The sequence below is a fragment of the Pseudomonas sp. Bout1 genome, assembly GCF_034314165.1.
Classification (GTDB): Bacteria; Pseudomonadota; Gammaproteobacteria; order Pseudomonadales; family Pseudomonadaceae; genus Aquipseudomonas.
Map to the genome: position 1 here is coordinate 5,626,839 of NZ_JAVIWK010000001.1, position 13,083 is coordinate 5,639,921.

Genomic DNA, 13,083 nt, shown 5'->3' on the forward strand with positions numbered 1-13,083 from the left:
GGTGCTTCCTCTTTAAACGTTATTTGCCAGCACGCTGGTAGCGCACGGCTTCGACGAACACGTCGGCATTGGCCGGGTCATCCAGGTACGCAAATACCCGGGCCATGGAACTGTCGATCAACACGCCGTCGCCTTCGACGGTTTCGACGGTGCTGCCACTCAAGACTTTCTGGCCGACGGCCTGGTGGACCTGATCCAGGTCGAGGTTGTAGACCACCAGTTCGTGTTCATCATTGAGTTCGAACCCGGCGAGGATGTAATACCCGCCGAATTTGGCCGGCAACGGCGCCGACAAATACCAGCGGCTGCCATGGCGGGAAACCGTGAACAGGTATTCATCACGCTGGCCCGGCTTGGCTTTAGGGTAGCTCACGGCTTTGTAGCGATGCTCGCCCACGCGGCTGATTTGCAGGTTGAGCGGCTCGCCCCAGGCATTTTTGCTGGCCCATTTACCCAGCAGGGCATCCGGCGCCGCCTCACTGGCCGGCAACGGGTCCTTGAAGGTCACCAGGCAACCGCTGAGTAACAGGAACGACAAGGCGATCACACACAGACGCCAGGCTTTCATTGCACACTCCGCACTCGATTTTCTGTGGGAGCTGGCTTGCCTGCGATGCTCACAACTCGGGCCCTTCAGATACACCGAGGTGATGCCATCGCAGGCAAGCCAGCTCCCACAATTGATTGGTGTCGCCTACACGGAAGCCAACACCAGATGCATGTAACGCTTGAGGATCTCAAGCATTTCGTCGCTGGTCAGTGGCTCTGCACCACCCAGCAGGCCCTGATATTCCATCCGACCGATAATCGCCGTCAACACTTTGGCATCCTGTTGCGGCTCGCGCGAACCCAATACCTGGAAAAACTGGCATGTGCCCTGCAACAGGATTTGCTGGTGGGAGCGCACCAACTCGGCCAGGCGCGGGTTCAAAAGCGCCTCCTGGCGAAACGCCTGCTCGGCCATCAGGTGTTCGCGGCGGTTGAGCAATTGGCGCTGCACGTAATCGGCGGTCAGGCGCGCGATGTCATCGGCCAGTTGCGAGCGCGACTGCGGGCTGCCGTCGCCATACGCCACCATCTCACGCAGCAGGCCCTCGTTACGCACCCACAACTTGCCCATGAACGCAGCACTGCGCTCCACGTATTGGGCGAAGGTATCGGTGAGCAGGTCGTCGATGTCCTTGAAGTAATAGGTGGTAGCCGACAACGGCACCGAAGCTTCTGCCGCCACCGCACGGTGACGCACGGCGCGCACGCCTTCGCGCACCACGATGCGCATCGCCGCATCGAGAATATCCTGCCTGCGTTGCTCACTGCCCCGGCGACTGGCCTTGCGGCCCTGGTACTGAACACTTTCAGCCACTGCAGCGGCAATGCCGGCGGCGCCCTTTTGAGCCATTACGCGGTTCACGACGGATTGTCCTCTCACATCAATGAAAACCTGGCGCTGTAAGCTTGACGCTTGTGCAGGCCACATAAAAAAGCCGCCTTATAAAAGGCGGCTTCAGAGTTCGCTACGGTTACGCTTGTGGCCGCATGTGCGGGAACAAGATCACATCGCGGATCGACGGTGAGTTGGTCAATAACATCACCAACCGGTCGATACCGATGCCTTCACCGGCCGTTGGCGGCATGCCGTACTCCAGGGCGCGAACGAAGTCGGCGTCGTAGTGCATCGCCTCGTCGTCGCCAGCGTCCTTGTCGGCCACCTGGGCCATGAAGCGCTCGGCCTGGTCTTCTGCGTCGTTAAGCTCGGAATAGGCGTTGGCGATTTCGCGGCCACCGATGAACAGTTCGAAACGGTCAGTGACGTTCGGGTTGTCATCGTTGCGACGGGCCAGCGGCGACACTTCAAACGGGTACTGGGTAATGAAGTGCGGCTGTTCCAGCTTGTGCTCCACCAGTTCTTCGAAAATCATCACCTGCAATTTGCCCAGGCCTTCAAAGCCCAGCACCTTGGCCCCGGCTTTCTTGGCGATGGCACGGGCCTTGTCGATGTCGGTCAGGTCGCCGGCAGTCAGCTCAGGGTTGTACTTGAGGATCGAGTCGAACACCGACAGGCGCACGAACGGCTCGCCGAAGTGGAACACCTTGTCGCCGTACGGCACGTCGGTGCTACCCAAAACCAGCTGCGCCAGTTCACGGAACAGTTCTTCGGTCAGGTCCATGTTGTCTTCATAGTCGGCGTAGGCCTGGTAGAACTCCAACATGGTGAACTCAGGGTTGTGCCGAGTCGAAACGCCTTCGTTACGGAAGTTGCGGTTGATCTCGAACACTTTCTCGAAGCCGCCAACCACCAGGCGCTTGAGGTACAGCTCCGGCGCGATGCGCAGGTACATGCCCATGTCCAGCGCGTTGTGGTGGGTTTCGAAAGGCTTGGCTGCGGCACCACCGGGGATGGTTTGCAGCATCGGCGTTTCCACTTCCAGGAAGTCACGCTGCATCAGGAAGGCGCGGGTGTGGGCAATCACTTGCGAACGCACGCGGAAGGTGTGGCGCACGTCTTCGTTGACGATCAGGTCAACGTAGCGCTGGCGATAACGCTGCTCGGTGTCGGACAGGCCGTGGTGCTTGTCCGGCAGCGGGCGCAGGGATTTGGTCAGCAGGCGCACGTTGCTCATTTCAACGTACAGGTCGCCCTTGCCCGAACGGGCCAGGGTGCCTTCGGCTGCAATGATGTCGCCCAGGTCCCAGGTTTTCACCGCGGCCAGGGTTTCTTCCGGCAGAGTCTTGCGGTTGACGTAGACCTGGATGCGGCCGGACATGTCCTGGATCACCATGAACGAGCCACGGTTGAGCATGATGCGACCTGCCACCTTGACCGGGATCGCAGCCTCTGCCAGCTCTTCCTTGGTCTTGTCGGCGTACTGTTTCTGCAAGTCTTCGCAGTAGGCGTCGCGACGGAAGTCGTTGGGGAAGGCATTGCCCTTGGCGCGCTCGGCAGCAAGCTTTTCCTTGCGCAGGGCGATCAGGGAGTTTTCTTCCTGTTGCAGGGCTTGCGGGTCGAGTTGTTGGTCGCTCATGTCTTTTGAAATTCCATCACAGGTACGTTTTCCCAAGCCTTCGGCTGGGGATCGCCGGCAAGCCGGCTCCTACAGAGTCTTTACAGGCCAGATTTCAGGCTGGCTTCCAGGTATTCGTCGATATCGCCGTCGAGCACCTTGTCGCAGTCGCTGCGTTCGATGTTAGTGCGCAGATCCTTGATCCGCGACGCATCAAGCACATACGAACGGATCTGGTGACCCCAGCCGATATCCGACTTGGTGTCTTCCAGCGCTTGGGACGCGGCGTTGCGCTTCTGCATTTCCTGCTCGTACAACTTGGCCCGCAGCATTTTCATGGCGGTGTCCTTGTTCGCGTGCTGGGAACGTTCGTTCTGGCAGCTGACCACGGTGTTGGTCGGTACGTGGGTAATACGTACGGCCGAGTCGGTGGTGTTTACGTGCTGGCCACCGGCACCGGAGGAACGATAGGTGTCGATGCGCAGGTCTGCCGGGTTGATCTCGATTTCGACCTTGTCGTCGATCTCTGGCGAGACAAACACTGCACAGAACGAGGTGTGGCGACGGTTGCCGGAGTCGAACGGGCTCTTGCGCACCAGGCGGTGCACGCCGATCTCGGTGCGCAGCCAGCCAAAGGCGTATTCGCCCTTGATGTGCACGGTCGCACCTTTGATGCCAGCCACTTCACCGGCCGACAGCTCCATGATGGTTGCGTCGAAACCGCGTTTGTCAGCCCAGCGCAGGTACATGCGCAACAGGATGTTGGCCCAGTCCTGGGCTTCGGTGCCGCCGGAACCGGCCTGGATGTCCAGGTAGGCGTTGTTCGGGTCCATCTCGTGGCTGAACATGCGGCGGAATTCAAGCTTGGCGAGGTTCTCTTCGAGACGGGCCAGCTCGGCGACGACATCGCCCACTGCGCCTTCGTCATCTTCTTCGACGGCCATGTCCAGCAGGTCGCGGCAATCGCCAAGGCCGATGTTCAATTCGTCGAGGGTCTCGACGATCTGCGCCAGCGCAGCGCGCTCGCGGCCCAGTTCCTGGGCGTATTCAGGTTTGTTCCAGACAGCCGGATCTTCAAGCTCGCGATTGACTTCGGTCAGACGCTCATGCTTTTGATCGTAGTCAAAGATACCCCCGAATAGTTTCGGAGCGCTCGGACAGGTCCTTGATGGTGTTAAGGATCGGGTTGATTTCCATGGCGGGCAGCACTCGTTGGCGAACTTTTGAAAGCCGACGAGTATACCGACAAACGGCTGATAACGGCAGTCCGCTTGGCCGAAAAGGCGGGGTTGCATCAGCAAATGCGCGTTCAAGAGCACCCTGTGGCGAGGGAGCTTGCTCCCGCTGGGCTGCGCGGCAGCCCCTTGCAATGTCACTGTGGTGTGTCAGGCGGTACTCGGTGATGGTTTGGGGCTGCTCCGCAGCCCAGCGCGAGCAACCTCCCTCGCCACGGCAAGCGCTCTCCAGACAACCCGCGTTTTGCCGTCGTTATTCGATACCCACCTGATTGCGCCCATTGTGCTTGGCCAGGTACAAGCCCTTGTCCGCCGCCGAGATCAGTTGCCGGCAATCGGTGCCTTGCACCGGGGTCATGGTCGACAGGCCAATACTGATGGTCAGGCTCGCCCCTTGTGCCGGGCTGATGTGCGGGATTTTCAGGCCAGCCACCGCCTGGCGCAGCTTCTCGGCCACCAGCCGCGCACCGCCGTGTGAAGTGTTGGGCAGCACCAGGGCAAACTCCTCGCCGCCGTAACGCGCCGGCAAATCCGAAGGGCGGCTGCTGGCATCACGAATGGTCGCAGCCACCTTGCGCAACGCTTCGTCACCTTCCAGGTGGCCGAAACTGTCGTTGTAGGTCTTGAAGAAATCCACATCAATCATCAACAGCGACAGCTGGGTCTGGTCACGCATGGCACGGCGCCATTCCAGTTCCAGGTATTCGTCGAAGTGCCGGCGGTTGGACAGCCCGGTCAGGCCGTCGGAGTTCATCAGCCGTTGCAACACCAGGTTGGTGTCCAGCAACTGCTGCTGGCTGACCCGCAGCGCGCGATAAGCCGCATCCCGCTGGAGCAGGGTCATGTAGGAGCGCGAGTGGTAGCGGATGCGCGCCACCAGCTCGATGTTATCCGGCAGCTTGACCAGGTAATCGTTGGCCCCGGCGGCAAACGCCGCGCTTTTGATCAGCGGGTCTTCCTTGGTGGAGAGCACGATGATCGGGATATTCTGCGTCGCCGGGTGGTTGCGGTATTCGCGCACCAGCGTCAGGCCATCAAGGCCCGGCATCACCAGGTCCTGCAGGATCACCGTGGGCTTGATACGAATCGCCTGGGCGATGGCCTGGTGCGGGTCGGCGCAAAAGTGGAAGTCGATGTTGTCTTCATGGGCCAGGCCCCGGCGCACGGCTTCGCCGATCATCGCCTGGTCGTCGACGAGCAATACCATCGCGGCGTTTTCGTCGGTCTTGAAGTCGTCGAGCTGTAAATCATTCATTTGCAGTCACCTGAATTACTACCTGCAGGCCAGGACAGCGTGTGATATCGGTCATTTTGCGAATACCTCCAGCAATCGTGGCGCAATCCTGTCCAGTGGGCGAATTTCAACAGCCGCGTCGATCGCCGCTGCCGCTTTTGGCATACCGTAAACCGCACAGCTTTGCTGGTCCTGGGCGATGGTCAGGTAGCCTTGCTGACGCATCAATTTAAGTCCCTGGGCGCCGTCACGGCCCATGCCCGTGAGCAGTACACCGACGGCATCGCCGTTCCAGTAACTGGCGACGCTCTCGAAAAACACGTCGATGGACGGCCGGTAAATCTCGTTCACAGGCTCTGCCGTGTAGGCCAGCGTGCCGTTCTTCAGCAGACGAATATGATGGTTGGTGCCTGCCAACAGCACCACGCCGCTTTGTGGCGGCTCACCTTCCCGGGCCAGGCGCACCGGCAGGCCCGAGGCGCTACTGAGCCACTCGGCCATGCCGGCGGCGAACACCTGGTCCACATGCTGCACCAGCACAATGGCCGGCGAAAAGTCCCGGGGCAAGCCCTTGAGCAAGGATTCCAGAGCCGCCGGGCCACCTGCAGACGACCCGATGGCCACCAGGCTCTGGCGTTTGCCCGTACTGCGCTGCGGCGCAGGCTCGGCACGCACTCGACTACCGCGCTGGCCGATCAGCCAGCCGATATTGAGGATCTTGCGCAGCAGCGGCGCTGCCGCATCCTTCGGATTACCCACGCCCAATGCGGGCGTGTCGACCACGTCCAGGGCGCCATGGCCCATGGCTTCGAACACCCGGCTGACATTCGCCTGGCGGTCGACCGTAACAATCAGAATCGCACAAGGACTCTCGGCCATGATCTGCCGGGTCGCTTCCACGCCGTCCATTACCGGCATGATCAGGTCCATCAGGATCAGATCGGGCGTGAGTTCGGCGCAGCGCTGCACCGCCTCCAGCCCGTTACCGGCGACCCACACCACTTCATGGGCGGGCTCGAAACTCAGCGCCCGGCGCAAGGCCTCCACGGCCATGGGCATGTCATTGACGATCGCAATCCTCATGCCCGGGCTCCTCCAATCAGCTCTACCACTGCGTCCAACAACGCATCGTCGTGGAAGCTGGCCTTGGCCAGATAATAGTCGGCGCCGGCATCCAGTCCACGACGGCGGTCTTCTTCCCGGTCCTTGTAGGAAACAACCATCACCGGCAGCGATTGCAGGCGAGTATCACGACGCAAGAGTGTGACCAATTCAATACCGTCCATGCGAGGCATATCAATGTCAGTGATCAGCAGGTCGAAGTCTTCGGAGCGCAACGCGTTCCAGCCATCCATGCCATCGACCGCCACGGCCACTTCATAACCGCGATTAAGTAACAATTTGCGTTGCAACTCGCGCACGGTGAGCGAGTCATCCACCACCAGAATACGCTTGCGCGGGGCTTCCAGGGTTTGCTGGGTGCGTCGGGCGATGCGCTCCAGACGGCCGGTATTCAGGAGTTTATCCACCGAGCGCAGCATGTCTTCGACGTCGACGATCAGCACCACCGAGCCATCATCGAGCAAGGCACCGGCGGAAATGTCCTGGACCTTGCCCAGCCGGTCATCCAGGGGCAACACCACCAACGTACGCTCGCCGATAAAACGCTCTACGGCGATCCCGTAAACCGCGTCGCGCTCGCGGATCACCACGACCTTGAGGGTTTCCTCGGCGCCTTGTCCCGGCGGGCGCTGCAACAACTGGCTGGCGGCGACCAGGCCGACATGCCGGCCTTCGTGCCAGAAATGCTGGCGGCCTTCCAGTTGCACAATGTCGTCAGGCGCCAGGTCACGCATGCGTTCGATGTGGGCCAACGGGAAAGCGTAGGCCTCCTCGCCGACTTCCACCACCAGGCTGCGCACCACCGACAGGGTCAAGGGCACTTCCAGGTGGAAGCGACTGCCCTGCCCCGCCGTCTGCTCCAACACCACCGCGCCGCGCAATTGGCGAACCATATGCTGCACCGCATCCAGGCCGACACCGCGCCCCGAGACCTCGGTGACCTTGTCCCGCAGGCTGAACCCGGGCAGGAACAGGAACGTCAGCAGCTCCTCTTCACTCAGGCGCAGGGCGGTTTCCACCGGCGACAAATGCCGGTCGACGATAGTGCCGCGCAGGCGCTCCAGGTCGACGCCGTTGCCGTCGTCGCTCAATTCCAGCACCAGCAGGCCGGCCTGGTGAGAGGCACGCAAGCGGATCAAACCTTCGGCCGGCTTGCCCGCCAGCAGACGTTGCTCGGGCATTTCGATGCCGTGGTCGACGGCATTGCGCAGTAAATGAGTCAGCGGCGCTTCGAGCTTTTCCAATACGTCGCGGTCGACCTGGGTTTTCTCGCCTTCGATTTCCAGGCGCACCTGCTTGCCAAGGCTGCGGCCCAAATCGCGGACCATCCGCACCTGCCCGGCCAGCACATCGGCAAACGGGCGCATGCGGCACGCCAGCGCGGTGTCGTACAAGACTTGGGCACGCTGCCCGGCCTGCCAGCCAAACTCATCGATTTCGGCGGTTTTTTCCGCCAGCAACGCCTGGGCTTCACTCAGCAGGCGGCGGGTATCGGCCAGGGCTTCCTGGGCTTCCAGGTTCAGGTCGACCGTCTTGAGGTGGCCGTCGAGGCTCTCCAGCGCCCGGGCGCTGTTGCTCTGGATACGTTTGAGGCGTTGCAAGCTGGCCAGGTAAGGCTTGAGCCGCTGGGTTTCCACCAGTGATTTGCTGGACAGGTCCAACAGGCTGTTCAAGCGTTCGGCGGTGACCCGCAACACCCGCTCGCCGCCTTCGGTCATGCGCTTGTTCGGGCGTGGCAGCTCAGTGCTGACCGGCGGCGCAGGCGCAGGCGGCGACGTCAGCAACGCTTGCATCGACAACTCGGGTTCCGGCGCGGGGACTGGCGCAGTGGGCGGCGCGACTTTTTGCGACGGGTCGAGCAAACGTTCCATCAGCGCCACGTACGACTCAATGTCCGCCAGGCTCACGGTGTTGGCCGGCGTGGCGATACGCATCAGCAAGTCAGTGCCTTGCAGCAACGCGTCGATATGTTCCGGCAGCAGGTACAGTCGGCTTTCCTGGGCACTGACCAGGCAATCTTCCATTACATGGGCGACGCTCACACCGGCGTCTACCCCGACAATCCGCGCCGCACCCTTCAGGGAGTGGGCCGCGCGCATGCAGGCTTCGAGCTGGTCGGCCTGGGTGGGGTTGCGCTCCAGGGCCAGCAGGCCGGCACTGAGCACCTGGGTCTGGGCGTCGGCCTCCAGGCTGAACAACTCCAGCAGCGAGGCGTCGCGCATCTGGTCGGGGGTCATGAGAGGCTCCGGGTCACGGCAGACAACAATTGCGCCTCATCCAGCCAGCGCAGGCTGCGGCCTTTCCACTGCAACACGCCCTGGGTATAGCGGGCGCTGGCCTGGGTGCCGGAGGCAGACGCCGCGCTCAAGGTGCGCTCATCAATGGCATGGATACCGTCCACTTCGTCCACCGGCACGACCACCGGGCCGTCCTGCGCCGCGATGATCAACATACGCGGCATGACCCGCCCCCCGCTTGGGCCGCTGCTGGTACCGTCCAGCCCCAGCAACTCCACCAGCGACAGGCATGCCACCAGCGCGCCGCGCACATTGGCCACGCCCAGCAACGCCCGGGAACGCTGATGGGGCAGAGAATGGATAGGTTGCAGCGGCGCCACTTCCACCAGGCAACGCGTGGCGATGCCCAGCCACTCTTCGCCAAGACGGAACATCAACAGCGAACGGGTGACCACATCACCCTCTACCTCCGGCGCCGCCACCGGCCGGCGATCGTCCTGCTGCAAGGCGTAGCGGTCGAGCAGGCGCGTGGCGGCGGCGGAATACACCGAGCAATTGCGACAGTGAATGTGTTCAACCAACAACGGGCAGGACTTGTCACCGTGGATGCCGATGCGGTTCCAGCAGTCGTCGATGGCCTGGGTGTCGGCCAGGGTCAGGTTCAGCGCGGGGTCCAGGGTCATGATTTACGCTCACTGTCAGCGCGCTCGCTGCGCGCGGCACGGGCCTGCAAACGGCGGGCGCCGGCGACATCGCCCTGGGATTCGAGCAACGCGGCCAGGTGCATCAAGGCCTGCGGGTGCTGGGGTTCCAGGTACAAGGCTTTGCGATAATAACCCTGGGCTTCCAGGGCGCTGCCGGCCACATCACTGAGCAGGCCCAGCCAATAAAACACCTGCGCCGCCGGCGGATGGCTTTGCAAATAATGCTCACACGCAGCACGCGCCTCCAGGCTTTTTCCTTCGTTGGCCAGGGTCGCGATCTGGCTTAACAGGTCGGCTGCGTCCGACTGCACGAGCGGCGGCTGGATCGACACCACCTGGGCGCTGGTCGTACTGAACGGCCGGGGCCTGGTCGGAATTGGCGCGGCACTGCGCTGCGGGATTGGCGCGGGCATCGGCACAAAGACCGGTTCAGGCACAGGTGTTTCATGGCGACTGAAGGCAAACGACTGCGGCACACCAATTGAACGCATGCCCAGGCGGCCCAGCAGGCTGCCTTCGGCAGGCCCGATAAACAGCACACCGTCGACGTGAGTCAGGCCCTTGAGCACTTCAAACACCTGTTTCTGGGTCGGCTGGTCGAAGTAGATCAGCAGGTTGCGGCAGAACACAAAATCGTAGGTGGGCTCGTTGGCCAGCAGCTTGGGGTCCAGCAGGTTGCCCACTTGCAACCGCACCTGCTCGCGTACACGTTCGGCAATCCGGTAGCCGTCGCTTTGTTCGGTGAAGTGCCGCTCGCGAAAATCGATGTCTTGGCCACGAAACGAATTCTTGCCATACACCCCACGCCGGGCGCGCTCCACCGACAGCGGGCTGACGTCCATGCCCTGCACCTTGAACTGATGCGGCGCGAGCCCCGCGTCGAGCAAAGCCATGGCGATCGAGTAAGGTTCTTCGCCGGTGGAGCACGGCAAGCTGAGGATGCGCAGGGCACGCATCTGCTTGATTTCGGCCAGGCGCGCCACGGCCAGCCGGCCCAGGGTGGCAAAGGATTCGGGGTAACGAAAAAACCAGGTCTCGGGGACGATCACCGCTTCGATCAGCGCTTGCTGTTCGTCGGTGCAGGCTTGTAACTGCTGCCAGTACTCATCTGCCGTCTGCGCGCTGAGGGCCATGCTGCGCTGGCGTACGGCGCGTTCGATGATCGCTTCGCCCACCGAGGCAACGTCCAGGCCGATGCGGTCTTTAAGGAAGTCGAAAAAGCGCTGATCACTGCTCATCAGTCGTCCTCGCCAGCGGCAAACAGCAACGCCTGCACGTCGGCTGTCAGCAGCTCGGCCACGCCGATCCATTGCATCAGCCCGCGTTCGTCTTCGCGCACCGGGCCCAGGTAGCGGGCCTGGGAATTGTCCAGGCCGTAGGGCTTGAACTCTGCCGGGTCACAGCGCAGGGTGTCGGTGGCTTGTTCGAGCACCAGCCCCAGCCAGCGCGCCGGGGCACGTGCATCCGGCTGGTAGGTGACCAGCACCAGGCGCGTGCTGGTGCGGGCCTGGGCCGGAGTGCCGAAGGTCAAGGCGCTGAGGTCGATCACAGGCACCATCGCCCCACGATGGGCAAAGATTCCGGACACCCAGGCAGGCGCATGGGCGATGGGTTTGAGCGGCAGGCGCGGCAGCACTTCGGCCACTTCCGTGGCCTTGAGGGCATACCGTTCGTTGCCGATGTGAAACACCAGGAACAGCGCTTGTTTCACTGCCGCAACGGCACCGCGTTTAGCCGCGAGGTCGTTCATCAGACTTTGAAACGCGACACGCCGCTGCGCAGGCCGACCGCGACCTGGCTCAGTTCATCGATGGCAAAGCTGGCCTGACGCAAGGACTCCACGGTCTGGCTGCTGGCATCGCCCAACTGCACCAGCGCATGGTTGATTTGTTCGGCGCCGGTGGCCTGGGCCTGCATGCCCTCGTTGACCATCAACACCCGTGGCGCCAGTGCCTGCACCTGATGGATGATCTGCGACAGTTGCTCGCCCACTTGCTGCACTTCGAACATGCCACGGCGTACTTCTTCAGAGAACTTGTCCATGCCCATCACCCCGGCCGACACCGCAGACTGGATCTCGCGCACCATCTGCTCGATGTCGTAGGTGGCCACGGCGGTCTGGTCAGCCAGGCGCCGCACTTCGGTGGCGACCACAGCAAACCCGCGACCGTATTCACCGGCCTTCTCGGCCTCGATGGCAGCGTTGAGGGACAACAGGTTGGTCTGGTCGGCGACCTTGACGATGGTAACCACCACCTGGTTGATGTTGCCGGCCTTCTCATTGAGGATCGCCAGCTTGGCGTTGACCAGGTCGGCCGCGCCCATCACCGAATGCATGGTTTCTTCCATGCGCGCCAGGCCTTGCTGGCCGGAACCTGCGGCCACCGACGCCTGGTCGGCGGCGGTAGAGACTTCGGTCATGGTGCGAACCAGGTCCTTGGAAGTGGCAGCGATCTCCCGGGAAGTGGCGCCGATCTCGGTGGTAGTCGCCGCGGTTTCGGTGGCGGTGGCCTGCTGTTGCTTGGAGGTGGCGGCAATCTCGGTGACCGAGGTAGTGACCTGTACCGAAGAGCGCTGGGCCTGGGACACCAGGGCGGTAAGCTCGGTCATCATGTCGTTGAAGCCGGTTTCTACCGCGCCGAATTCATCCTTGCGTTCCAGGTTCAGGCGCTTGCTCAGGTCACCGGTGCGCATGGTTTCGAGGATGTCGACGATGCGCTTCATCGGCGCCATGATCGCGCGCATCAACAGCAGGCCACAGAGGCCGGCGGCCAGGATGGCGAGAATCAACGAAACGCCCATGCTGATTTTGGCAGCGGATACCGCGTCGTCGATGGCGTTGGTGGCGCGGTCGGCGACGTTTTTGTTTTCGGTGATGATGTCGTTGAGCTTCATGCGGCCTGCGGTCCAGGACGGGGTCAGCTCGGCGTCGAACAGTTTGCGAGCGGCGCTCACATCGTGGTTTTGCAGGTGGTCGAGGACGCCGGAGAGGGCCTTGTTGTAGGCCTGGTGCATGGCTTCGAATTTATCGAACTCGGCTTGGTCCTCACCGCCGTTGATGGTCTCTTTATAGTTGGCCATCTGGGTGATGATGCGCGCTTCGAAGGACTTGAAATCGGCCTTGTCGGTGTCGGTAAGACCCTTGTCTTCGCGCAGGCCAATAATGTCGAGGGTTTGCAGGTAGCTGTCGACCCAGGCGCTGCGGATCATCGAGCTCAGGTACACCCCCGGGACTGCATCGTCGCGGACCGATTCTTCGCTGACTTCGATCTTCAGCAGGCGTGAATACGAGACCACTACCATCAGCAGCATGATCGCGATGATGACCGCAAAGCTCGCCAAAATCCGTTGGCGCAAGGTCCAGTTCTTCACAGTAATTCCTCGAGGGCCATTCAAATGGAGGAGAGTATAGCTGAGCAGGTGCCATCATTAGGCACTGGGTTTTTGGATGGGGGTTACGCGGGGAAAAGTTTGGAGGGCATATCCGTTGTTGCGCTGACGGGTCGGTACTCGGCCAACAAAAACAAGCCCAAATAAAAGGCCTCGCAC

Annotated in this window: 11 protein-coding genes; all 11 read right to left on the reverse strand. The window is 61.9% G+C overall.

The window, feature by feature from the left end; all coding sequences use genetic code 11:
• Positions 1-19 precede the first annotated feature (19 nt).
• Positions 20-568, reverse strand: coding sequence for a hypothetical protein (locus tag RGV33_RS26070; protein ID WP_322147136.1), 549 nt, complete (start codon positions 566-568; stop codon positions 20-22).
• A 126-nt stretch (positions 569-694) separates the two neighbouring features.
• On the reverse strand, positions 695-1,411 hold the full coding sequence (locus RGV33_RS26075) for a TetR/AcrR family transcriptional regulator (RefSeq protein ID WP_322147137.1): 717 nt from the start codon (positions 1,409-1,411) through the stop codon (positions 695-697).
• Positions 1,412-1,520: 109 nt separating this feature from the next.
• Positions 1,521-3,023, reverse strand: coding sequence for a lysine--tRNA ligase (gene lysS / locus RGV33_RS26080; protein ID WP_322147139.1), 1,503 nt, complete (start codon positions 3,021-3,023; stop codon positions 1,521-1,523).
• Between the two features lie 80 nt (positions 3,024-3,103).
• A protein-coding gene (gene prfB, locus RGV33_RS26085; RefSeq protein WP_322147140.1) for a peptide chain release factor 2 occupies positions 3,104-4,199 on the reverse strand; the annotation gives its coding sequence in 2 pieces (ribosomal slippage) (positions 3,104-4,126 and positions 4,128-4,199; 1,095 coding nt in all).
• A 291-nt stretch (positions 4,200-4,490) separates the two neighbouring features.
• A complete protein-coding gene (locus RGV33_RS26090) occupies positions 4,491-5,492 on the reverse strand; it encodes a diguanylate cyclase (protein WP_322147141.1) in 1,002 nt (333 codons plus the stop codon).
• A gap of 51 nt (positions 5,493-5,543) precedes the next feature.
• Positions 5,544-6,554, reverse strand: a complete 1,011-nt coding sequence (locus tag RGV33_RS26095) for a chemotaxis response regulator protein-glutamate methylesterase (protein ID WP_322147142.1) — start codon at positions 6,552-6,554, stop codon at positions 5,544-5,546.
• Positions 6,551-8,830, reverse strand: coding sequence for a hybrid sensor histidine kinase/response regulator (locus tag RGV33_RS26100; protein ID WP_322147143.1), 2,280 nt, complete (start codon positions 8,828-8,830; stop codon positions 6,551-6,553). The genes RGV33_RS26095 and RGV33_RS26100 overlap by 4 nt, the downstream gene beginning before the upstream one ends.
• Entirely contained in the window at positions 8,827-9,513 is a 687-nt protein-coding gene (locus RGV33_RS26105) for a chemotaxis protein CheW (protein ID WP_322147144.1), read from the reverse strand. Before RGV33_RS26105 ends, RGV33_RS26100 begins: the two co-directional genes overlap by 4 nt.
• Entirely contained in the window at positions 9,510-10,772 is a 1,263-nt protein-coding gene (locus RGV33_RS26110) for a CheR family methyltransferase (protein WP_322147145.1), read from the reverse strand. The genes RGV33_RS26105 and RGV33_RS26110 overlap by 4 nt, the downstream gene beginning before the upstream one ends.
• Positions 10,772-11,284, reverse strand: a complete 513-nt coding sequence (locus tag RGV33_RS26115; protein WP_322147146.1) for a chemotaxis protein CheW — start codon at positions 11,282-11,284, stop codon at positions 10,772-10,774. The genes RGV33_RS26110 and RGV33_RS26115 overlap by 1 nt, the downstream gene beginning before the upstream one ends.
• On the reverse strand, positions 11,284-12,906 hold the full coding sequence (locus RGV33_RS26120) for a methyl-accepting chemotaxis protein (protein ID WP_322147148.1): 1,623 nt from the start codon (positions 12,904-12,906) through the stop codon (positions 11,284-11,286). Before RGV33_RS26120 ends, RGV33_RS26115 begins: the two co-directional genes overlap by 1 nt.
• Between the last annotated feature and the right edge of the window lie 177 nt (positions 12,907-13,083).